Annotated in this window: 15 protein-coding genes; 4 read left to right on the top strand and 11 right to left on the bottom strand. The window is 74.9% G+C overall.

The window, feature by feature from the left end; translation table 11 throughout:
• From ABWU78_RS12815 to ABWU78_RS12785, 7 genes are all read right to left on the bottom strand, one after another.
• A complete protein-coding gene (locus ABWU78_RS12815) occupies window positions 1–879 on the bottom strand; it encodes a TatD family hydrolase (protein WP_439158619.1) in 879 nt (292 codons plus the stop codon).
• Window positions 879–1580: an EboA domain-containing protein gene (locus ABWU78_RS12810; protein WP_253053843.1), complete on the bottom strand. Its 702-nt coding sequence runs from the start codon at window positions 1578–1580 to the stop codon at window positions 879–881. The genes ABWU78_RS12815 and ABWU78_RS12810 overlap by 1 nt, the downstream gene beginning before the upstream one ends.
• Window positions 1577–2527: a sugar phosphate isomerase/epimerase family protein gene (locus ABWU78_RS12805; protein ID WP_439158618.1), complete on the bottom strand. Its 951-nt coding sequence runs from the start codon at window positions 2525–2527 to the stop codon at window positions 1577–1579. Before ABWU78_RS12805 ends, ABWU78_RS12810 begins: the two co-directional genes overlap by 4 nt.
• Complete coding sequence (locus ABWU78_RS12800) at window positions 2524–3441, bottom strand: SCO3242 family prenyltransferase (protein ID WP_439158617.1); 918 nt, start codon at window positions 3439–3441, stop codon at window positions 2524–2526. The genes ABWU78_RS12805 and ABWU78_RS12800 overlap by 4 nt, the downstream gene beginning before the upstream one ends.
• A complete protein-coding gene (locus ABWU78_RS12795) occupies window positions 3438–4676 on the bottom strand; it encodes an inositol-3-phosphate synthase (protein WP_439158616.1) in 1239 nt (412 codons plus the stop codon). The genes ABWU78_RS12800 and ABWU78_RS12795 overlap by 4 nt, the downstream gene beginning before the upstream one ends.
• Before the next feature lie 290 nt (window positions 4677–4966).
• Window positions 4967–6427 carry a hypothetical protein gene (locus ABWU78_RS12790; RefSeq protein ID WP_439158615.1) on the bottom strand — a complete coding sequence of 487 codons (1461 nt, stop codon included), beginning with the start codon at window positions 6425–6427 and terminating at the stop codon, window positions 4967–4969.
• Between the two features lie 69 nt (window positions 6428–6496).
• Window positions 6497–7048, bottom strand: coding sequence for an RNA polymerase sigma factor (locus ABWU78_RS12785; RefSeq protein WP_205206527.1), 552 nt, complete (start codon window positions 7046–7048; stop codon window positions 6497–6499).
• Window positions 7049–7188: 140 nt separating this feature from the next.
• Between ABWU78_RS12785 and ABWU78_RS12780 the strand changes: the two genes are divergently transcribed.
• Window positions 7189–9030: a DUF4012 domain-containing protein gene (locus tag ABWU78_RS12780; RefSeq protein WP_439158614.1), complete on the top strand. Its 1842-nt coding sequence runs from the start codon at window positions 7189–7191 to the stop codon at window positions 9028–9030.
• 291 nt (window positions 9031–9321) lie between these two features.
• On the top strand, window positions 9322–10362 hold the full coding sequence (locus ABWU78_RS12775) for a hypothetical protein (RefSeq protein ID WP_353708399.1): 1041 nt from the start codon (window positions 9322–9324) through the stop codon (window positions 10360–10362).
• 98 nt (window positions 10363–10460) lie between these two features.
• Here ABWU78_RS12775 and ABWU78_RS12770 read toward each other — a convergent pair whose 3' ends face one another.
• From ABWU78_RS12770 to ABWU78_RS12755, 4 genes are all read right to left on the bottom strand, one after another.
• On the bottom strand, window positions 10461–11081 hold the full coding sequence (locus tag ABWU78_RS12770) for a hypothetical protein (RefSeq protein WP_439158613.1): 621 nt from the start codon (window positions 11079–11081) through the stop codon (window positions 10461–10463).
• Between the two features lie 203 nt (window positions 11082–11284).
• Complete coding sequence (locus ABWU78_RS12765) at window positions 11285–13957, bottom strand: glycosyl hydrolase family 18 protein (RefSeq protein ID WP_439158612.1); 2673 nt, start codon at window positions 13955–13957, stop codon at window positions 11285–11287.
• Between the two features lie 287 nt (window positions 13958–14244).
• The gene (locus tag ABWU78_RS12760; protein WP_439158611.1) at window positions 14245–16152 is read right to left on the bottom strand and encodes a glycosyl hydrolase family 18 protein; all 1908 of its coding nucleotides are present in this window, start codon (window positions 16150–16152) and stop codon (window positions 14245–14247) included.
• Between the two features lie 258 nt (window positions 16153–16410).
• Window positions 16411–19479: a LuxR C-terminal-related transcriptional regulator gene (locus tag ABWU78_RS12755; RefSeq protein WP_439158610.1), complete on the bottom strand. Its 3069-nt coding sequence runs from the start codon at window positions 19477–19479 to the stop codon at window positions 16411–16413.
• Between the two features lie 509 nt (window positions 19480–19988).
• On the opposite strand from ABWU78_RS12755, the gene ABWU78_RS12750 reads away from it, so the two are divergent.
• On the top strand, window positions 19989–20180 hold the full coding sequence (locus ABWU78_RS12750) for a hypothetical protein (protein ID WP_253053861.1): 192 nt from the start codon (window positions 19989–19991) through the stop codon (window positions 20178–20180).
• On the top strand, window positions 20180–21211 hold the full coding sequence (locus ABWU78_RS12745; RefSeq protein ID WP_253053863.1) for a CorA family divalent cation transporter: 1032 nt from the start codon (window positions 20180–20182) through the stop codon (window positions 21209–21211). The genes ABWU78_RS12750 and ABWU78_RS12745 overlap by 1 nt, the downstream gene beginning before the upstream one ends.
• Window positions 21212–21946 lie beyond the last annotated feature (735 nt).

The following is a 21946-nucleotide window of genomic DNA, read 5'->3' as shown; positions in this document are numbered from 1 at the left end:
CTACGCCCGCACGCCGCGCAGCACGGACGAGCCCTCGAACTCGACGCCCGGCGTCGGCAGGTCGCCCTCGACGAAGCCCGGCACCGGGTCGAGCACGAGGTTGCCGGACTGCCCGTAGAACTCGACGGGGTTGCGCCACAGCACCTTGTCGACGTCGTCCTCGGTGAACCCCGCCGCGAGCATCGCCCGCCCGGTCTTGAGCGTCTTGAGCGGGTCGGACCGGCCCCAGTCCGCCGCGGAGTTGACGATCATCCGGTCCGTGCCGTGCTCCTGGAGGATCGCGACCATGCGGTCCTCGTCCATCTTGGTGTCCGGGTAGATGGAGAACCCGGCCCACGCCCCCGCGTCGAGCACGAGCGCCACGTTCGTCTCGTTGAGGTGGTCGACGAGCACGTGCTCCGACGGCACGCCGGACTCGCGCACGACGTCGAGCGTGCGACGCGTGCCCGAGAGCTTGTCGCGGTGCGGCGTGTGCACGAGGACGGGCAGGTCCACGTCGCGCGCCATCTGGAGCTGGCGGGAGAACACCTCGTCCTCCTCGGGCGTCATCGAGTCGTACCCGACCTCGCCGACCGCCACGACGCCGTCCTTGAGCAGGTAGCGCGGGATCTCGTCGAGCACCTCGCGGCACCGCGGGTCGTTCGCCTCCTTGGGGTTGAGCGCGATCGTCGCGTGGTGGCGGATGCCGAACTGCGCCGCCCGGAACCGCTCCCAGCCCAGCAGGGCGTCGAAGTAGTCGAGGAACGACCCCACGTTCGTGCGCGGCTGCCCGAGCCAGAACGCCGGCTCCACGAGCGCGCGCACGCCCGCGGCGTACAGGGCCTCGTAGTCGTCCGTCGTGCGGCTGGTCATGTGGATGTGGGGGTCGAAGATGCGCATCAGGCGGTCCTCCCGGTGGTGACGTCAGGGGCGAGGCGGGCGACGTCGTCGGGCACGACGCGTCCCGCGGCGCGGCGCTCGGCGGCGAAGTCGCGCGCCATGCGGGCGAGCTCGTCGTCCGCGCGGTCGTCGAGACCGGCGACGGCGTCCAGGCTCACGCCCATGAACACGAGCTTGAGGACGGCGTGGCGCCACGCGTGCTGGTCGAGGTGCGCGGCCGCGAACGGCCCGACCGCCGCGGCGACGAGGCTCTGGTCGTTGGTGCGCAGCGCGTCGGCGGCGAGGTCGCGCCCGACGGCGACGACCGACGGCGCCGCGTCGCCCGCGAGCGCCCCTCGCGCGGTGAGCGCGTCGAGCCCGCGCAGCACCCCGCGCCGCTCGGCGGTGTCGCCGTGCTGGTAGAGGTCGGCGAGGCGGGCCGCGAGGGACGCGTCGCCGTCGGCGCCGCGCCCGAGCGCCTCGGCGAGCGCGACGACGATCGCGGCGCGCGCCTCGTCGTCGACCGTCCCGTGGACGACGCCGGCGGGGTCGGCGTCCGGGCGCACCGGCGCCCGGCCGACCTTGCGGCCGGCGAGCGCGAACGCGCGCGACACGGTCGCGGGGTCCTGCGCGACGTCGGCGCGCGCCTCGGCGAGCCAGCGCTCGCCCTCGGTGGTCGCGCCGTCCTGGGCCGCGGGGGCCGCGGGGGCTGGCTCGGTCATGGCACCTCCTGGGGGTGGTCGGAGACGGGTGGTTCCTGGTCGGGCGCGTGCACCGCGGGGCGTCGGTCCCACGCCTCTTTCAGCGCTGTCATGCTGCGGCGCGCGAGGCCGGGAGCGTCGTACGAGTGGCGAGGCAGCTCGACCGCGGCGACGCCGGTGTAGCCGACCTCGGCGAGGGTCGCGAGCACGAGCGGCAGGTCGATCTCGCCCTCGCCGAAGGGGCGGTGCTCGTGGTGCGTGCGCGGCATGTCGTCGAGCTGCACGTTCGCGAGGTAGGGCGCGGCGGCGCGCAGCGCACCCACCACGCCGTCGGGCTCGACGACGAGGCAGTGCCCGACGTCCACCGTCACGCCGAGGTCCGCGAGGTCCCCGGTGTCGCCCCCGAGGTCGTCGCGCAGCCGCAGCGCGTCGCCCACGGTCTCGACGAGCATCCCGGGCTCGGGCTCGAGCGAGAGCCGCACGCCGTGGCCGCGGGCGTGCTCGACCAGGCCGGGCAGGCGGTCGCGCAGGAGCGACCAGCCCGCGGCCGGGGACGCGCCGTCGGGCAGGACGCCGGAGAAGAAGGACACGCACTCGGCGTCGAGCACGGCCGCGATCTCGACCGCGCGACGCAGGAAGCGCAGCCGGGCGTCGGCCTCGGCGTCGACGAGCGTGGGCCGGTGCTTGCGGTACGGGTCGAGAAGGAACCGCGTGCCCGTCTCGACGACGACCCGCATCCCCGCGCCGCCGTGCATCGCGGCGAGGCGGTCGCGCAGCGCCTCGACCTCCGCGCGCCACCCGTCCGCGAACGGGTCCAGGTGCGGGAACCCGAGGGTGAGCGCGACCGCGCCGTAGCCCTCGTGCTCCAGCACGTCGAGCGTGACGTCGAGCGGGTGGTCCGTGAAGCCGTTGGTGCCGTAGCCGAGCGTGAACGGCGCGCCCCGCCCGGAGTCCTCGCGCCCGCTCACGTCTCGCTCATCTCGGCGCGTCCGTGCCCGGCCCGGCGCAGCAGGCGACCCGCGACCTCGACGCCCGCGAGCACGCCCACCGACGCGAGGCTGCCGCCGCGCGCCGCCCAGGCCGCCTGGAGCGGGAGCATCGCCCGGATCCCGGCCTTCGTCGCCGCGAACGCGTTGCTCGCCGACGGCGTGATCGCGGCGTCGACCTGACGCGGCAGCGCGGTCGCGAGGTACGCGCCCGCCGCCACGGCGCCCGCGACGGCCGTCGCCACACGCGTCGCACGGCCGGGGCCGGTCCCGCGACCGCGGCGCAGCGCCCCCACGCCGACGACCGCGCCGCCCACCGCGGTGGCCGCCGCCACCCCGGTGGCGAGGGACGACGTCGTGCCGTGCACCTCGCCGCGGGACACGAACGTCACGCCCGCGGTGTGCACCGCCATCCCCGCCGCGGCGGGCAGCGCGGCACGCAGGTGCCCGACGCCCGCACCCAGCAGGACGTCGAGACCACGGCACGCGGCCATGACGACGGGACCCACCGCGTGCTCCTTGGCGACCGTGTCGTAGGTCCAGACGCTCGCGGCGAGCGGGACGGCGACCGCGAGCGCCCGCGGTCCCCCGCCCGCGGCGGCGAGCCCCACGCCCGCGGCCGTGAGACCCACCGCGACCCGGAGCGCGCGGCCCTCGGAGATGCGCCCGGACGGGATCGGCCGCTCGGGCCGCTCCACCGCGTCCAGCTCGCGGTCCGCGTAGTCGTTGAGCGCCATGCCTCCGGCGTAGAGGCACGCGGACGCGAGTGGGAGCAGCGCACGGCGCGGCGTGAGCGGGTGACCGGCGGCGGCGGCGCCCGCGAGGGTGTCACCGACCACCGAGAGGACCGCGGGGGCGCGGACGAGGTCCAGGTGGTCGTGGAGCGAGCCGGTCACGGCCGGTCGGCCGGTGCGGCGCCGACGCGGGCAGCCGCCTCGCGGACCCAGTCCGTGAGCGCGACGGTCTGCGCCGCGAAGTCGTGCACGTCGCTCGCCCACGGGTCCTTGAAGAAGAACCCGAGCTCCGCGACCGGTCCCGCGTACCCCGCGGCGTCGGCGAGCGCGAGCAGGCGCGCGAGGTCGAGCACGAGCGGCGCGGCGAGCATCGAGTCGTAGGCGGACCACGTGGTCTGCAGCGTGAGGCGCGAGCCGAGGAAGCCCTCGACGTGCACGTGGTCCCACGCGACCTTGATGTCTCCGAGGTCCGGCACGTTGTCGATGTGCAGCGGCGTGACCTGGCTGCCCGTAAGGTCCTGCAGTCCGCGCGACTTGGAGACGAGCTTGCTCTGCACGGCCTCGGGGTCGGCCAGGGTGGCGCCGTCGCCGCCGCCGAGCAGGTTGGCGCCGGCCCAGGACAGGACGCGCAGGCCGCGCGCCGCGAAGGCGGGCGCCAGGATCGTGCGCAGCCACGTCTGGCCGGTCTTGCCGTCCTGGCCCGCGACCGGGACGCCGCGCTCGGCGGCGAGCTCGAGGAGCACCGGCAGGTGCATGCTCGCCGACGGCGTGAACTCCGCGAACGGGGCGCCCGCGAGCAGGGCCGCGTACGCGGTCACGGAGCTCGGCGGGAGCACGGCGCGCTCCGGGTCCGCGAGCGCGACGCGCAGGAGCTCCCGGTCGGAGAGCTCGGGGGCCGGCTCGGGCAGCGGCTCGGTCGACACGAGGTCGACCACGACGACGCGGGCGAGGCCGTGGCGCTCGCGGAAGTCGACGATGTCCGCGGCCAGGCGCTCCGCGGCGGCCTGCTGGGACTCGCGCGGTGCCCCCTCGGCGGGGTGGGCGGAGTAGCCGGGCCGGACCTCGGCGTCGGCCCGCTCCAGCGCGGCGTGCGCCGCGGTGAGCAGGCGCGGCGCGATCATCCCGGCCTCGACGAGCAGCTCGGCGCGCTTGACCATCGAGACGTCGGAGATGTCGTGGCCGCCGACGACGAGGTCGCCGAACGACGGGAGCGGCGCCGACGCGAAGGGCTCGGAGACGGTGACGCACCCCGTGGGCGCGGCACGCCCGTCCGCGATGGCGGCGAGGCCGAGGGCCGCGGTGGTCGCGACGGAGCCGCGGGCGCCGACGAGCCAGAGCCCCGTGCGCGCGTCCGGAGCAGGGCGGTCTGACGAGCCGTCAGAAGCGAAGTGGTGCATCGTTGCTCCCGTTCCCGTCGGCGGACGCCGGAGCGCCGCCGAGCACGACGACGATGGCCTCCCTGCCATCGTCGGACCGCACGCCCGGACGAGGGCGTGTGACCGCTCTCCGACCCGGTGGGCGCCCGGTCTGCTGCGACCCTAGCCACACTTTTGTCGAGGGTCAATCAAAAGCGTGCCTACTTTCGCGGAGCACGACGCTTGCACGATGCAAAAGCGCACGCCGGGGACGACCCGACGGTCGGCATCGCGCGGACACCGGCCGCCGGGTCGTCCCCGGAGAGGTGGGCTCAGCCCGCGGGAGAGAAGTCGAGCCGGTCGTCCACGACGGCCACGACGGACCACACGTTGCCGTCGGCGTCGGAGAGCTCGTAGGCGGGCAGGAGCACCGCCGCGCCGTCGGGCTGGTACTGCACCGCGTGCCCCAGGCGCGCGTCCGTGATCGTCACGTCCGTGACGGGCCACGCGAACCGGGCGCCCTCGCCGACCGTGGGCGGCACGGTCGGCGCCTCCGGCTCGGCGGGCGCGATCTCGGGCACGGCCTGCGCGGTGCCGTCCTCCCGCGCGAAGGCGATCATGCCTCCCCCGCCGAACCGCGGGTCGCCCAGGCGGTCCACGGCCTCCGCCGGGCTCACCACGTAGTACGCGCCGATCGCGACGCGCGGCGCCAGGCTCCCGTAGAGGGACGCGAGGCCGTCCCCGGAGTACGTCGCGCTCCACTGCGTCCCCGTGCGCCGCCCCTCGACGACCTCGTAGGCGGTCACGTCGGTCGCCCGCGGCGCGCCCTGGTCGGCGGGCTGCTCCGCCGCGACGACCTCGTACCCCGCAGGGTCCAGGCCGAGCGTCCCGAGCAGGTCGCGCAACCGCTCGACCGCGTCCGCACCGCTCGGCGGCGCACCGTGGTCCCGCTCCTGGCACGCGCCCGGCTCGGCGGACGGGCCGTCCGGCTCGTCCGCACCGTCGGCCGGCAGCGGCGTGACGGCCACGCAGCCCCACGGGTCCTTCGTCGGGTCGTTGTAGCTCACGCTCGCGAGGCCGTCGGGCTGCAGCGAGACGGTCGGCCCCGTCCAGTCCGCCGACCCCACGACGTAGGAGCCGTACTCCTCGCGCACCTCGCCCGAGACGCCGAGGACGTCCGCGACGCGCCGTGCGGTCTCCTGCGAGAACACGCCCGCGGCGTCGTACGCCCAGGCGTCCGCGCTGGTCCCCTGCGTCGAGAGGCCGTCCTGGTGGAACACCGTGCGCCCGCCCCAGGCGCCGGGGTAGGCCATGTCCGCCGAGGCCCGTGCGTCGGACGAGAACGCCTGCCCCGACGCGGCGGCGTCGGGGGCGAGGCCCGACTCCTCCTGGGCCGCGCCCGCGCCCCCCAGCCGGAACGGCGCGAGCGCCGTCGACTCCACGGCCGAGTCCCCCGCGGGCGACGCTCCCACCGCTCCGGCACCGAGCGCGTAGCCGCCCGCCCCGATGACGAGCGCCCCCGCCACCACCGCGGCGACCTGGAGCGGGGCCCGCCGACGCAGGCGTCGCGCACGGCGCTCGGCGAGCTCGTCGACGAGCGTCGCCGTCGGGCCGCCCGGCCCGGACAGCGGCTCGCCGGTCACCACCGAGCGGTCGCCGAACGCCTCGGGGACGCGGTCGCGGACCGCGGCCTCCAGGGCGCCGGTGTCCGGTGCGGCGCTCGCCGCCGGATCGGCGGCGCGCAGGCGCTCCAGGTCGACGTCGTCGGGCTGGTCGGGGGTGTGGCTGGTCATGTCGCCCTCCAGGTACTGCGGGGCCGCGCCGCGGGGGCGCGGCCGGTCGGGTCTACCCGTGATGTGTGCTCAGGCGCCCGACTCTTGCGCGAGGGCCGACTGCTCCGCCCACGCGGTGCGCAGCCGCGCCCGCGCCCGCGAGAGCGCCGCGTCGGCTCCCCCGCGCGACGTGCCGAGGACCGCCGCCAGGCCGTCGCCGCCCAGGCCCTCCCAGGCGTGCAGGAGGAGGATGCGCCGGTCGCGGACCGACAGCGCGCCCAGGGCGCGCCGCACCTCGTCGTCCTGCACGACGACGTGCTCGACGTCCGCGCCCTCGTCGCCCCGGTCGGGCACCTCGGCCACCGGCACCGCCCGCGCCTTGCGCCGGTGGTTGGCCAGGACGAAGCCCGCGGTGCGGTAGAGCCACGGGAGCTCGGCGCCGTCGGGCACGTCCTCGCGGCGCCGCCAGGCCGTCGCGAGGACCTCGGCCGTGAGGTCGTCGGCGTCCGGCCCGACGGAGCCGGCCGCGCTCGGCAGCCGGCGGCGGAAGTAGCGGTAGAGCGGCGTCGCGTGCGCGGCGAAGAGCGCGGCGAACCAGGCCTCGTCGTGGACGGCGGCGTCGGCTGCCTCGTCGGTCGTCACGGCGGCTCCTCGTCGGCGGGTCGGGGCTGTCAACCGCTCTGTGTCCCGGGGAGCCGGTTCCTTGCACGGCACGTCCTTCACCCGAACCTCACCCGCGACGGCACCGATCCTGCCACCGCGCAGCACCTACGCTGTGGGGCATGACGAGGACGGAGCCGGTCGACCTGCCGCCCCGCCACACGGGCGGCCGACGACGGCGGCACTGGGCGTCGTGGCTGGGCTGGGCGCTGATCCTCCTCGCCGTGCTCCTGGTGGTCTGCGTCGCGCTGCTCGCCCGCGACGCCCTCGCCGCGCGCGACGCGCTGACCCGCGCGCTCGACGAGGTCCCCGCGGCCGAGGAGGCGCTGCGCGCGGGCGACGTCGAGACCGCGGAGGCGGCCCTGGACCGGGTCCAGCCCTTCACCGCGACCGCGCGCGCGAGCACCGACGGCCCGCTGTGGTCCCTGGCCGCGCACCTCCCCGTGTACGGGCAGGACGTCCGCGCGTTCTCCGCCGCGGCGGCGACCGTGGACGACCTGGCCGCGACCGTGCTGCCGGCGCTCACACAGGCTCTCGGGGCCGTCGAGGGCGACAGCCTGACCGTCGCGGACGGGCGCGTCGACCTGGCCCCGCTCGCCGCTGCCGCTCCCGCCGTCGCCCGCGCCGCGGACGCGTTCGACGACATCGACGCGCGCCTCGCGGCCGTCGCGCCCGACGCCCTGCACCAGGAGATCGCGGAGCCGTACGCGACGCTCGTCGCCCGGACCGACGACCTGCGCCCCGTCGTGCGCACCGCCGACCGCGTCACCGCGCTCGGCCCGGCCATGCTCGGCGCCGACGGCCCGCGCCGGTACCTCGTGGTCGCGCTCAACAACGCGGAGCTGCGCGCGGGCGGCGGCATCCCCGGGGCGCTCGCGGTCCTCACGGTCGACGGCGGCGCGGTCTCCCTGGAGCGCCAGGCCTCGACGGCCGACGTCCCGCCGTTCGCCGAGCCCGTCCTCCCGCTGGACGCCGGGGTCGAGCAGCTCTTCACGGACCGCGTGGGCCGGTACGTGCAGGACACCCCGCTCACGCCCGACTTCCCCACGACCGCGGAGCTCACGGCAGCCATGTGGGAGCAGGCCCAGGGCGAGACGGTGGACGGCGTGGCCGCGATCGACCCCGTCGCGCTGTCGTACCTGCTGGAGGCCACCGGGGCGGTCCAGGTGCCGTTCGGGGACGAGACCGTCGCGCTCGACGCGGGCAACGTCGTCCAGGTCCTCCTCTCGGACGCCTACGTCGAGCTGGAGCCCGGGGAGCAGACGGACGCGTTCTTCGCCTCCGTCGCGTCGACCGTCCTCGGGACGTTCCTCGCCGGGGGCGCGGACCCCGCGCTCGCCCGCGACGCGCTCGCACGCGGCGCCGACGAGCACCGCGTGCTCCTCTGGTCCGCGCACCCCGACGAGCAGGACCGCCTGGCGGGCACGGTCGTCGCGGGCGACATCGACACCGCGGACCGCGCGGAGGGCTCCGTCGGCGTGTTCCTCAACGACGCCACGGGCGGCAAGATGAGCTACTACCTCGGCACGGACGTCCGGCTCACCGGCAGCGTGTGCACCGGCGGCGGACGGGTCGACACGTTCAGCGCCGCGCTCACGTCCACCGCACCGGCCGACGCCGGGACGAGCCTGCCGTGGTACGTGACCGGCGGCGGCATCTCGGGCGTCACCCCGGGGAACGTCCGCACGGTGGTCGTCCTCTACCCGCCGCGGGGCGGAGAGGTCGGCACCGTCCGGGTGGGCGGGGCACCGACGGGGGCGCTCGTCGCGGAGGTGGGGGGACGGCGCGCGACCTCGCTCCCCGTCGAGCTCGCGCCGGGTCAGAGCACGGCGGTCTCCTTCACCGTGACGACGCCGGGCGACGCCCCTGACCACCCCGGCGCCGACGGCACGATCGACGTGTGGACGACCCCGACGGTGTCGGCGCCCGGCCTCGAGGTGGTGCCGGTCGCCGCGTGCGGGTGAACCCTCGCGACGCCCTCCCGAACCTGCCGGCCCCGCCCCCGGGACGGGCGGACGGACGCGCGGTCTCCCGCCGAGGATGACGCCGAGGATCACGGCACGATAACGATGGTCCTGACGGGCACATTTCACCCGGACGACCGTCCAGTTCAGGGTCCGATCCTCGCTATCCTGGGCGCCTGTCGCTCGACCCGTGCCATCGGTCCGTGGCGCACGATGCATCACGGACCGCACTCCGGGGCTCTCTGTGTACCGGAACACCACAATCCCTGAACCGAGACGGGTGAAGAAGCCATGCGTACCTCGAAGGGTCTGCGCAGCACGGGACGGGCGGTGCTCGTCGGAGCGCTCTCCGCGGTCGCCGCGCTCCTGACCGTCCCCGTCGTCGCGACGACCGCGAGCGCTGCTACCACCGACCCCGAGACGTACGTCCCGGAGATCACCGTGGCCTCGCCGGTGTGCGACGGCGACGTGCCCTACCTCGACTACGTCTTCGAGCTCCCCGAGAACTACGAGAACGACGAGACGAACCCGCTCACGATCACCTGGGTCAACCCGGACGGCGAGGACGTCGTCCAGTCCGGCCTGGCGCTCTCGGGCCGCGTCCTGTGGCCGGGCGCCGAGGTCGACGGCGCGGGCAACCCCGTCGACTGGCCCGGCTGGAGCCTCGTGGACGGCGAGTGGGTCGTCGGCGACGAGTTCGACTGGGTCCGCGCGGGCGTGACGGTGGTCTTCGAGGTCAACCCGACGGCCGAGACCGTCGTGGCCTACCCGCCGTCGACGCCGGAGTGCGCGACGAACCCGCCCGGCACCCCGGAGCCGACGATCAAGGTCGACGTGCTCACGCCCGTGTGCGTCGAGGGCGTGTCCTACCTCGACTACGGGGTCTCGGTCACCGGCACGCCGAACACGACGGCGACCCTCACGTGGCACAACCCCGACGGCGAGGACGAGGTCATGGCCGACCTCCCCCTCAGCGGACGGGTGCTGTGGCCCGGCGCGTATCCCGAGCGCTTCGTCGACCTGCCGGCCGACGAGGGCTGGGAGCTCGTGAACAACATGTGGATCAACACCGCGACCCACGGCTGGGCCACGGGCACCGTGGACGTGACGTTCGCCGTGAACCCCGAGGTGACCGTCCCGGTGACCTACCCGCAGGACACGAGCAACTGCTTCCCGGGCGTGACGCCGGTCGACAACCCCGTCGCCGGGAGCCAGAACCCGACGCTCGCGGAGACCGGCGCGACGGTCGGCCTGTACGCGGCGATCGCGGCCGGGCTCGCCGTGGTCGGCGCGGCGATCGTCCTGCTGACGCGCCGGACCCGCAAGGGCTGACGGGCACCGCACGCACGACGAAGGCCTCGCACCCGGAAGGGTGCGAGGCCTTCGTGCATCGCCGGTCGCGACGAGACGACCCGTCGGGGGCGGGTCCGTCAGGCGGCCGCCCAGGCACCGGCCGCCAGGCGCGACTCCAGGCCCTCGAAGGCCCAGCGGTCGACGACGAGCACCGCGCCGCCCGGAGCGTCGGGGACGTACCACTGGAGCTGCTCGACGGTGCGCACCTCGGCCCCGGAGGGGTCGACGCACGAGAGCGTCCAGCGCGCGAGCGTGGCGGCCGTCCCCGCGACCTCGACGTCCGACTCGACCGCCTCCCCCACCGCGCGGGCCGCGAGCTGGTCGGTGCCCGGGCAGGTCGCGCCGTCGGGCACGTGGGCGGCGGCGGGGTCGACGCCGTCGAGGCCCGCCCCGGTGAGGATCTCGAAGGCGGGGCAGACCGCGTCCTCGGGGCACCCGCCCGAGCGGACCTGCGTGACGCCGTCGGCGGGCTGGAGCACGGACCAGTACTCGGCGGCCGGGAGCTGGAGGGGGCCGACCGGGACCTTGCTCTCGTCGGCGTGGGCGCCGTGCGCGCCGTGGTCCTCGGCCGTCGCCGGGCCCGAGCCTCCGTCGGCGGTCGCGTCGGGCTCGGAGCCCCCCGAGCAGCCGGCGAGGAGCAGGCCGCCGAACGCGACGGCCGCGAGGGAGAGGGAGAGACGGGTCGTTCGATGCTGCACGTGCACGTTGGTCGCCTTTCACGGTCGGAGGTCCCCGCAGCCCACTGGGGGGAGCTGCGGAGACCTCGTCGGTCTTGTCACGCTAGCGAGCGCGACCACGGGTCGAGATGCGTGAGACCCACACGATGGCGGCTCGCGGGTACGGGATTCCCCGTACCCGCGAGCCGTCGCGGCGGGACCTCGTCAGGGACGCCGGCAGTGCGTCAGCACGCGCCGCCGTCGGCCCACGGACCCCACGCCGAGGCGCCGGGGGTGTCGTTCTGGGTCCAGTAGCGCGCCGTCCACACGTGACCGCCGTGGCTCACGACCGCGCCGCCGGTGTAGACCGTGCCCGCGACCCAGGCCGCGGCGGTGCACTCGCCCGTGCCGGTGCCGGGGCCGCCCGGACCCCCGCCGCTCCCGGAGCCCGGGAGGTCGACGACGGTGACGCCGCGCGGGTGGTCGTACGTCGTGGCGTAGTCCACGCCGTCGACCGTGACGATCACGTTGGAGAACTGGGCGGCCGGCATCGACCACTTGAGCTGGTTCGTGATCGAGCCGCCCGCCGGGATGCCCCCCGTCGGGACCGTGAACTGCACGGTGTGGAAGTCGCCGTCGAGGCCGCCGACGTTGTCCCCCGTGTGGCCCTTCGCGGTGACCGTGGTCTTGAAGCCGCTCCAGTCGCTCATCTCGCCCGGGTCGGTCGTGCCGTACTGGAACGAGATCGTCGCGCCCGCCGGGATGTCCTTCGCACCGTTGTTGGCGAAGACGACCTTGGGCGAGATCGGGTAGTTGTTGTCGCCGAGCGCGAACTCCGTGTACCGGATGTCGACGTCGAGCGCCTGCGTCGGCATCGTCCGGTCGGCGTTCGCCTTCGACGCGCCGTACGGCGTCGTGGCCGAGAGCTTGCTGTGCATGAGGTCGACGAGCGTGCTGCCGATCTCGTACTGGCCCTTCGCCTGGTCGTAGCCGAAGTCGCCCGCGAGCTCCCAGATCATCAGGCCGCCGAGGCCGGTGTTCGCGACGTAGTCCGCCTTGGCCGCGATCGCCTCGGTCGAGTCACCGGAGAGGAACGTCTTCGTCTGCGCGTTCCACCACCACTCGTTCTTCGTGACCGGGTCGAAGTGGCGCTCGTACGTGCCCTGGATCGTGTCCGTGACGCCGTACGAGGAGACGTAGTCGCCCGTCACGCCCTTCTCGAGGTTGAGCACGTGCCACATCGGGTTGACGCCGGCCGGGACCGCGTTGCCCTGCGGGTCGCTGTCGTACCAGAGGTTGTCGATGCCCTCCGCGCCGTAGCCGCACTTGTTGTTCGTGCCCGCCGGGCAGAGGAACCCGGCCGGCGCCTTCGCGGTGCCGCCCATGCCGTACGTGCCGCCCTGGACGCCCTGGAAGCCGCGCGTGTAGAACGGCACGCCCAGGTTGATGCGGCCGGCCTGCATGGCGCCGCGGAAGTAGTGCGAGGCCCAGTCGCCGTTGAGGTAGCCGATGCCCTTGTACGCGCTGTACACGCCGCCGGCCGCGAGCTCGGGGTCCTTGCCGTCGTCGAACAGGGCGCCGTTGCCGCCCACGTACTCGTTCCAGGCGCCGTGCAGGTCGTACGTCATCATGTTCACGTAGTCCGTGTACTGCGTGACCTGGTAGACCTCCATGCCGCGCAGCAGCCAGCCCGACGACGGCGTCGCGGTCGTCAGCATGTAGTACTCGCCGTCCTGCGCGCCCGCCGCGTCGAGCTTCTCGCGCAGGGTCTTCATGAGGTTCACGTAGCCCTGGAAGAGCTGCCCGCGGCGCTTGTCGGAGATCTGGAAGTCGTCCGGGTTGCCGGCCTGGTTGTTGGACGTCGGGTACTCGTAGTCGATGTCGATGCCGTCGAACCCGTACTGGCGGACGAAGTCGACGACCGAGTCCGCGAAGGTGTCGATGCGCGCCTGCGACTCCGTCATCGTGTAGAAGCCGCCGGACGCGACGCGCTTCCCGCTCGCGTCGAAGTAGCCGCCCGTCTCGGCCCAGCCGCCCACGGCCGGGATGACCTTGACGCCCGGGTGGGCCTTCTTGTACTTCGCCAGCAGGTTGAAGTGGCCCGTGTAGTCGAGCGCCGGGTCCATCTCCGCACCCGCGACGCCCGGCCACGTCATGTCCGTCGCCGCGTTGCCGGCCGCGCCCGCGTTCACGGAGACCTTGTCGTTGCCGTCGATGTGCGCGAACGCGTAGTTGATGTGGGAGAGCTTGTCCCAGGGGATGTCGCTCGCGAGGTAGCGCGGCTGGCCGTTCGTGCCGGTCCGCCAGCTCGAGAAGTAGCCGATGACGCGGCGGTCGAGCCCGTTCGGCAGCTTCTCCCGACCGCTCTCGTCGTACACGTCGCAGTAGGGCGTCCTGACGCCCGGCGTCTGCGCCATGCCGTCAGGACGGCACTTCTCGTCCGGGTTCGCGGCGGGGTCGGTCGTCGGGTCCGTCGTGGGGTCGGTCGTCGGGTCCGTCGTGGGGTCGGTCGTCGGGTCGGTCGTCGGGTCGGTGGTCGGGTCCGTCGTCGGGTCGGTCGTCGGGTCCGTGGTCGGGTCCGTCGTCGGCTCCTCGGTCGGGGTGTCGCCGCACGCGCCGAGCGACTCCCAGGGGCCGTACGCCTCCGCGCCCGGGACGTTGTTCTGCGTCCACCACTTCGCCCGGTAGTTCTGGCCGCCGTACGCGACGGTCGCGCCGCCCACGTAGGCGGGGGTCGCGGACCAGGGGTCCGCGCACGCCGTGGCCGTGGCGGCGGCGAGGGGGGTCGTGGCCTGCGCGGCCGCGGCACCGGCGAGGCCGGTGGCCAGCACGGCGAGCGTCGTGACGGCCGCGACGACCTGTGGCCGGCGTCCGGGAGCGCGGGGGGCGCGCGCCCGAGGGGTCAGGGACAACCGCATGGGGTACCTCGATCTGCTGGGTCGGTGCGCACGACGCCGGACGGCGTCGCGTCGGGCACGGTCGCCGGGGGGAGGGCGACCGACGGGTGAAGGGTTGCTGAGGGGTGCCGAGCGGGACCCGTCACGACGGCGGTCGACGACGGAGGCGTTCGGTGACGCGGCGAGGGGAGGGTGCACGGGCGGGTGCACGGGACTCGTCACCGCACCCGCCGTCGACCACGTCGTGGACGGGGCCCCGCTCGGCGGCGCCGGTCGCTCGTGGCGACCGGCGCCGTCAGGGGTGGGCGTCAGCAGGCGCCCAGCGACTCCCAGGGGCCGTACTGCTCCGCGCCCGGGACGTTGTTCTGCGTCCACCACTTCGCGCGGTAGCTCTGGCCCAGGTAGGAGACCGTCGCGCCACCGGTGTAGACCGCGCTCGACGACCAGGCGGGCGCCATGCACGTGCCCGGGTCGGTCGGGTCCGTGGGGTCGGTCGGATCGGTCGGGTCGGTCGGGTCCGTCGGGTCCGTCGCGCCGCACGTGCCGGTCGCCTCCCACGGGCCGCCCGCGCTCGGGCGGTCGCCCTGGGTCCACCACTTGGCGCGGTAGTTCTTCCCCTCGAACGACACCGTCGCGCCGCCCGTGTACACCGCGGTCGACGACCAGGCGGCCAGGCAGTCCGTCGGGTCGGTCGGGTCCGTCGGGTCGGTCGGGTCCGTGGGGTCCGTGGGATCGGTCGGGTCCGTCGGGTCGGTCGAGCCGTCCGTGCCGTCGACCGGACCCGCCGGGAGCGCACGGACCTTGTCCGTGAAGGTCCCGAGCAGCGTGCCGTCGTGGTTGCCGGAGAGGTCCCACCACATGCCGCCGCCGAGGTTCAGGCGGTCGATGTACTCCGCCTTGGCGGCGACGGACCGCGCGTTGTCGTAGCCCCACCACTGGTCGCCGTCGTAGCGCCAGGCCGAGACCGTCGCCGGGTCGTAGTAGTCCTGGCCCCGAGTGCGGAGCTTGTCGTAGTCCTCGTTGCCCGCCTCCCAGGTGCCCGGTGCGGCCCCGTTCGCCGCCGACCACGGGGCCGAGGACGTGACGCCCTTCCAGCCGCGACCGTACATGGCCATGCCGAGGCCGAGCTGGCTCGGGTCGACGCCGCCGCGCAGGTACTCCTGCACCGCCTTGTCGGCGCTGAACTGGCGGTTGGCCGCCCGCGGGTCGGCGGGGTCGTCGTACAGGTTGGCCTGGGGGCCGGCGAGCGCGGGGTCCCACGCGCCGTGCAGGTCGTAGCCCTGGACGTTGCCGTAGTCGAGGTACTCGAAGATCGCCGGGTCGTTCCAGCCGCCCGCCGCGATGTCGTCCGGGTTGGCCGGGAGGAACGCCGAGAGCAGGTAGTGCTTGCCGGTCTGCGCGCCGTACGCGTCGAGCTGCTTGCGGAACTCGGCGAGCAGCAGCTTGAAGTTCGCGCGGTCGTTGACGGTGTCGACGTAGTTGCCGACCTCGCCGTTGTTCGAGCCGGGCCACTCCCAGTCGATGTCGATGCCGTCGAACACACCGGCGGCGGCGCCGGCCCCGCCGCGGCCGTCGATCACCGGGAGGTTGCCCTTGATGTAGATGTCGATGCACGACGACACGAACTTCTCGCGCGACGCCTGCGTCGCGGCAGCCCGCGAGAAGTTCTTGGACCAGGTCCAGCCGCCGATGGAGATGAGGGCGCGGAGCTGCGGGTTCTTCGCCTTGAGCTGCTTGAGCTGGTTGAACGAGCCGGCGAGCGGCTGGTCCCACGTGTCGGCGACGCCGGCCACGGAGTTCGCGGCGGTGTAGCCCATGCCGAAGTCCGCCCACGCGTCACCAGCGCCGTCGGAGCCGTTGGGCCCCGTGCCCTGCGCCTTGTTCGCGATGAAGCACGTGAGGTTCTGGTAGTGGATGTTGCCGAACGAGTAGTTGATGTGCGTGAGGTCCTGGGCAGCGCCGGAGTCCTGGACCTTCTTGAGCTGGAAGTTTCGGCCGTACACGCCCCACTGCGTGAAGTAGCCGACGTTCCGGTAGCCGTTCACGTCGCTGTCGCCCGGGTGGGAGACGGCGGCGGGTGCGACCTCGGCGGCCTGGGCCGGTGCGACTCCCGCGAGGAGTCCGCCGACGAGCGCCGCAGCGGTCGCGAGCGCCGCGACGCGTGCGCCGCGACGGCGCCCGGGTCGGGGTGGTCGGGTGAAGAGGGACACGTCCATGGGTCCTGCCTCGCTGCTGGTGCGGTGGGCCACGCTGCCGTCCTCCGGAGTCGTCGTCGCCCTCGGGTCCTCTCGAACGTAATGACGCGGGCACCGCGGCGTTATCCGCGCTTCCCACATTGTTCATGGTGCGAACTTACCCGCCACGTAAGGGTTCACCCGTAGGACAGAGACCCTCAGAAGCGGACGAATCACACCGAATCGAACGCGGCTCGCGCCCCTCGCTACGTAGCGTCCCGACGGGGTGGTGGGTTCCCCTCAACGCCCCACGCGGTGCGCGAGCACGGTGAGCTCGACGCGCGAGCGCACCCCGAGCTTGCGGAACACGCGACCGAGGTGCACCTCCACCGTGCGCACCGAGAGGTACAGCTGGTCCGCGGCCTCCCGGTTGGACGCGCCCTGGACGACGAGCAGCGCGACGTCGAGCTCGCGCTCGGTGAGCTCGTCGGACCACCGACCCCGGAGCTCGGCGAGCGCCTCGTCCGACACGTCGCTCTCGCGCACGGCGAGCCGGCACGCGTCCGGCGGCACGGGACGGGCCACGGGCTCGGCTCCCGGCCGCTGCCCGCCGAGCACCCCGGGCAGCGGCGCGTGCAGGCCCGCGGCGCGCGCCGCGGCCGCCCACGAGCCGGCGGGCGCGCCGCCCACCACGGCCCCGGTCGCCGCTGCGACCGGCCCCGCGGGCACCGGCGTCCCGGGGGCGTCGTCCGTCACCGGTCCGCCGAGGAGCCGGACGACGTCCGCGTGCTCCTCCCGCGCGATCGTCGTCCAGGCGTCCGCCCCCGCGTCGTCGAACAGCTCGATCGCGGACAGGAAGAGGCCGTGCGCACGCTGCAGCTCTCCGGCCCGCACGAGAGCCCGCGCGGCGCAGAGGTCCGTCCGCGCGTGCTCGTAGGGCGAGGCCGTGGTCCGGTTCACGCGCGTCGCCCGCTCGAGCGGCACGGTGAGGTCCTCGGGTGCGGCGAGAGACACGTCGGCCCGGACGAGCGTCGCCGACCGCAGCGAGGGCGGCAGCTCCTTCGCGTCCACCTTCCGCCGGGCCAGCGCGCGCTGCGCCGCGTCGTGGCGCCCGGCGACGACCCAGGCCTCGACGTCGTCCAGCCCGGGCAGGGGGAGCATGCGTGCGCTGTCGGGGCGCTCGCGCTCGGCCGCGAGCTCGAGGAGCGTGGCCGCCTGGGTCACGTGGTGCGCGAACGCCGCGCCCATCGCCCGGTCCACGAGGAGCCCGAGCCGGACCGGGCGGGACGTCGGGCTCGCGCACGTCTCCTCGAGCGCCGTCGCCACCGGTCCCACGACGCCGCGGGTCATCATGTCGAGACGGCGCGCCGCCGCCACGCCGAGCCCGGCGAACGGCAGCCCGAGCGGGAGCCGGAACGCCGCCTCGGCGAGCTCGTCCGCGGCCCGGGTCAGCGTGCCGCGCCACAGGTGCACGAGCGACTGGGCCAGCCGGACGTGCGCCTCCGCGAGCGGCGTGAGGGCGGCGTCCGGCCCGTCGAACCACCGGCCGCCGTCGCGGACCGGCGCGAGGGACGCGACGACGCTCGCGAGCGTCTGCGCCGCGTCGTCCAGCCGGTCGTCGGCCGCGAGGGCGAGCGCGCGGCTCACCTGCAGCGACGCCTCGTGGTCGGGACCGAGGTCGACGTCGGGGACCACGCCGCGCTCGCCCACGCCGAACACGGCCGCCCAGGACCGTGCGAGGGCGAGCCCCGCGGCCGTCTCGTCGTCGTCGCACCACGACGCGAGGAAGGTCGCCGTGTCGAGGAGCTGGGACGTGCTCACGCCGTCGCCCCGCTCGGCGTGCAGCCGTGCCGCGTTGAGCACGCCCGACACGACCCCCGCCACGGCGTCCGGCGCGAGGTCGTCGGGCTGTCCGCCGCGCAGGTAGGGCGAGAGGACGTCGTCCGGCACCTGGCCCTCCGCGAGCGTCAGCGCGGCGACGAGCGGCCCAAGCGTCCGCGCGCGCAGCGCGTCGTCGCCGCTGCGAGACGCCTTGCGCAACCAGTCCGCCGCGTCCTGCACGTGGCCCGACCGCAGCGCGGCGACGCCCGCGATCGCGAACGCCTCGGCGCGGTGCTCGGTAGCGGCCTGGCTCGCGGCCTCGCGGGCCACCTCGTGCGCCCAGACGACGTCCCCGCGGTCCAGGTGCCGACGCGCGATCCGCAGCAGTCCCGGGACGAGCGCCGGGTCGCCGACGAGCGTCGCGAGCGCCGAGTGCCACACCGCGACGTCCTCCTCGCCCGCCCGGCGGTGCGCCTCGGCGAGCGCGACGTGCGCCGAGGTGCGCTCCGCGAGCCGCGCGTCCGCGTGGACCAGGGACCGCATGCGCGGGTCGACGAACGCGAAGCGGCCACCCACGAGCGCGAGGTGCTCGGCGAGCGGGCCGTCGAGGACCTCGTCCATCGCGAGGCCGGTCGCCGACAGCAGCAGCTCCGTCCGGTCCACGACGGCCACGGCCGCGACCAGGAGCGCGTGCCGCTCCCCCTCGCTGAGGGCGGCGAGACGGTCGGCGAAGAGCGAGCGCACGGCGGGCACCGCCGGCAGCGGGTCCGGGAGGATCGACCCCCCGGAGAGCTGCTCCGGCGTGAGCAGCGCCGCCGTCTGGGTGAGCGCGGCGGCGTTGCCGCCGAGGAGCGACGCGAGGCGCGCCGCGACGTGCGGCGCGACGGCGAGCCGGCGCTCGACGAGCAGCAGGTGCAGGGCGTCGGCGGGCGCGAGCGGCGGGACCGCGCGGAGCTCGAACGGCCCGGAGGACGGGTCGAGCGCGCCCGCCGTCGCCGTACCGAGGAGCACGACCGGCGCGTGGCGCTGCGCGACGAGGCTCGCGAGGACGGCCCTGCTGAGCTCGTCCTGGAGGTGCAGGTCGTCGGCCACGAGCACGACCGTCGCGCCGTCGAACGACTCCACGAGGAGCTCGGCGAGCGCGACCGCCGCGACCTCCGGGAGGTGGCCGAAGCCGGGGTCGACGGGCTCGAGGACGCGCGTGAGGCGCTCCGGCACGACGCCGCCCGCGAGCTGCGACACCTGCGACACGAGCGACACGACCGCGGAGCCCGGCGCGGGAGCACCCGCGGGCGGGCGACACCGCAGGGTGAGCGTCGGGCGCGCGAAGGTGGACGTCGCGACGGCCTCGCACACGAGCTCGAGCGTCGCGCTCGCCCCCATGCCGCGCTCGGCCGTCCACACGAGGCCGCCCTTGCCCTCGCTCACGGCAGCGAGCGCGCGGTCGACCTCCTGCGCGCGGGAGGAGAGTCGCTCGAGCCGTCGCGCGGACCGCGTGTCCGCGCGACGGTGCGGCTCGGGAACCAGGTAGTCGTGCTGTTCTGACATGTCGGGACCCTCCGTCCGGGGGCTTCGTCGCCCGTCGACCGGATGAAATGTTAACAACCCTCCGTAAACAAGGGATCACCACATCGTTTCCCGGTCGTCACACGACCGCCACCTGGGCCGACGGCGCTTGCCCCGTCTGGGACGGAGGGCTAGCCTGGCCTCGATCCCCGTCGCGGCCACGGTTCTCGTGCGCCCCGACCCGGGTGCGGCGCCCACGGCGCCGCCGCCACGAGAGCGAGGTGAGCCCCATGCCGGACGGCAGCAGTCATAGAACCGTGCACTGCGCGCTCACCCTCCGTGGCCCGCAGCCCGTCGCCTGAGTCGGCGAAGCCCGAGGACTCGCGCGGCCGGCCGTCGCCCCGCGCGGGGAGGTCGCCAGTGCGCACCGCGCGCGCCGTCGTGCGCGCCGCAGGAACACCCGCCGACGCACCTCGCCGACCCACCCGCGCCCGCCGCCCACCCCGTGGCGCTCGCCCGTGGTCGTCGGCCCGCCGAGAAGGACGACCACCATGACCCAGCGCTCGCCTGCCACCGAGACCCGGACGCGCCCCGCACGCCTTCCCCTGCGCGACGCGCGCGAGGACCGACGTCGCGCCCGCCGACCGAACCTGGAACGCCAGTCCATCTCCTTCACCGTCGGCCTGTACGTGTTCATCTGCGTCGCCCTGCTGCTCGCGCACGTCACCGCCGGAGGTGTCTGATGACGACGACGCTGCCCGAGCCCACGGGCCTCGCCCTCACGGCCGGTGCCGACCGTGCCCTCCCCGCCCCCGCACGCGGCGGGCTGGACCTGCACGCCCGCGCGCAGGGCACCGGCGCACCCCGGTTCGACCCCCGCGTCCTGCGCTCCCGCTGGGTCCAGGTCGGCGTGGGCGACCCCGACGCGACGGCCCGCGCCGCCGAGCACGGCGTCGACTTCGCCGCCGCCGGCGACCGGGTCTGGGAGACCGACGCGCACGTCTACCTCCCGGTGACCGCCACGCGGCGCGACGGCGACCGGGTCGTCTACGAGCGGATCGTGCTCGCCCTCTCCCCCGACGTCGTCGTGACCGCCCAGCCGCAGCGCCACTACGGCGTCTTCGACAAGGCGATCGCGCGCATGCGGCGCACCCCGTGGCTCACCGGATCCTCCTACGGGGTGGCGTACGCGCTGCTCTACGCGCTCAACGAGGCGGCGGACCGCGTCGTGTCGTACGCGAGCGACCTGCTCGAGGACATGTCCGACGAGATCGACGAGGCGACGCGCGGCGTCGACTCCCGCGGTCGGGAGATCGGGGTGAGCGACATGCAGGACACCATCACCCGCATGAACCGCGCGGAGGAGATCGTCTCGCGCGCCCAGGAGTCCCAGCTCTCGCTCGCGCGCGCCGCGCGGCACCTGCGCAGCGAGATCGCCGACTCCGACCCCGTGCTCGCCGGGCTCGTGGAGACCCTGGTGGCCGACATCGACGGGGTGAAGCAGCACGCGAGCTTCGAGCACGACAAGGTGCGGTACCTCCAGCAGGCGATCATGACCTCGCTCGACGTCAAGCAGGCCCAGATCGTCAAGGTCTTCACGATCATCACGGCCGTGTTCCTGCCGCCGACGCTCATCGCGTCGTTCTACGGCATGAACTTCACGCACATGCCCGAGCTCGACCGCCCCTACGGCTTCACGCTCACCGTCCTGCTCACCCTCGTGGCAGCCGTCATCCCGCTCGCCTACATCAAGCGCCGCGGCTGGCTCCGCTGACCCCGACAGCGCGCGCTCGCGTCTCGCCGGCGAGCCCGGCCCGCGGCGCGCGCTCGGGTCTCCAGCCCGCGGGCTCGGGCCTCAATCCCGCGGGCTCGGGCCTCAAGCCCGCGGGGTTGGGCCTCAATCCCGCGGGGTCGGGTCCGCGGCGCGGGTGGCCTCGGTGCTCGGGGCTGCGGCGCCGTCACCCTGGCCTGTCGGGCGTGGGTTCTCGGAGCGCCGCTCTGACCCCCCTTCGCATCCGAGCCCACCCCCACCGCTCTTCCATCAGCCCACCCACAGCCCGCCGCCCGGCCGACCAGGCCGTCCTCGCAAGCCGAACAGGCGACCACGGCTCGTCAGGCACCCCCCGACGATCCACAACCACCTGCTCGACGTGACGTCGCCACGACTCGACGCGACATCGCTACGACCAGCACCGTCCGACGGTGACGCAACCCACGGCCAGGGCGCAGCGGCACCGGGAGCCGGAAGCCGGAAGCCGGAAGCCGGAAGCCGGAAGCCGGAAGCCGGGAGCCGGGAGCCGGGAGCCGGGAGCCGGGAGCCGGGAGCCGGGAGCCGGGAGCGACCGTGCCACGCGGCGACCGAAGGCGACAGCGGGAGCATGCTCGGTGAACCGACACCGCGGGCAGTCGCCCCAGGTGGGCGGAGACCGGGGCGAGACGACGCAGGGCGGGGTGGGTGGTGGTGCCGCGTCGTGGTCGGGCCTGGCGGGAGCCGCGAGGAACGAGCGGC

Origin of the sequence: Cellulosimicrobium sp. CpK407 (assembly GCF_051844275.1) — a bacterium.
GTDB lineage: Bacteria > Actinomycetota > Actinomycetes > Actinomycetales > Cellulomonadaceae > Cellulosimicrobium > Cellulosimicrobium cellulans_G.
This window is presented reverse-complemented; position numbering and strand designations above follow the sequence as displayed.

Excerpts from the sequence above, each read along its gene's own strand:
- ABWU78_RS12815 (WP_439158619.1), bottom strand. The coding sequence starts at position 879 with ATGCGCATCTTCGACCCCCACATCCACATGACCAGCCGCACGACGGAC.
- ABWU78_RS12810 (WP_253053843.1), bottom strand. The coding sequence starts at position 1,580 with ATGACCGAGCCAGCCCCCGCGGCCCCCGCGGCCCAGGACGGCGCGACC.
- ABWU78_RS12795 (WP_439158616.1), bottom strand. The coding sequence starts at position 4,676 with ATGCACCACTTCGCTTCTGACGGCTCGTCAGACCGCCCTGCTCCGGAC.
- ABWU78_RS12790 (WP_439158615.1), bottom strand. The coding sequence starts at position 6,427 with ATGACCAGCCACACCCCCGACCAGCCCGACGACGTCGACCTGGAGCGC.
- ABWU78_RS12780 (WP_439158614.1), top strand. The coding sequence starts at position 7,189 with ATGACGAGGACGGAGCCGGTCGACCTGCCGCCCCGCCACACGGGCGGC.
- ABWU78_RS12775 (WP_353708399.1), top strand. The coding sequence starts at position 9,322 with ATGCGTACCTCGAAGGGTCTGCGCAGCACGGGACGGGCGGTGCTCGTC.
- ABWU78_RS12765 (WP_439158612.1), bottom strand. The coding sequence starts at position 13,957 with ATGCGGTTGTCCCTGACCCCTCGGGCGCGCGCCCCCCGCGCTCCCGGA.
- ABWU78_RS12760 (WP_439158611.1), bottom strand. The coding sequence starts at position 16,152 with ATGGACGTGTCCCTCTTCACCCGACCACCCCGACCCGGGCGCCGTCGC.
- ABWU78_RS12755 (WP_439158610.1), bottom strand. The coding sequence starts at position 19,479 with ATGTCAGAACAGCACGACTACCTGGTTCCCGAGCCGCACCGTCGCGCG.
- ABWU78_RS12750 (WP_253053861.1), top strand. The coding sequence starts at position 19,989 with ATGACCCAGCGCTCGCCTGCCACCGAGACCCGGACGCGCCCCGCACGC.
- ABWU78_RS12745 (WP_253053863.1), top strand. The coding sequence starts at position 20,180 with ATGACGACGACGCTGCCCGAGCCCACGGGCCTCGCCCTCACGGCCGGT.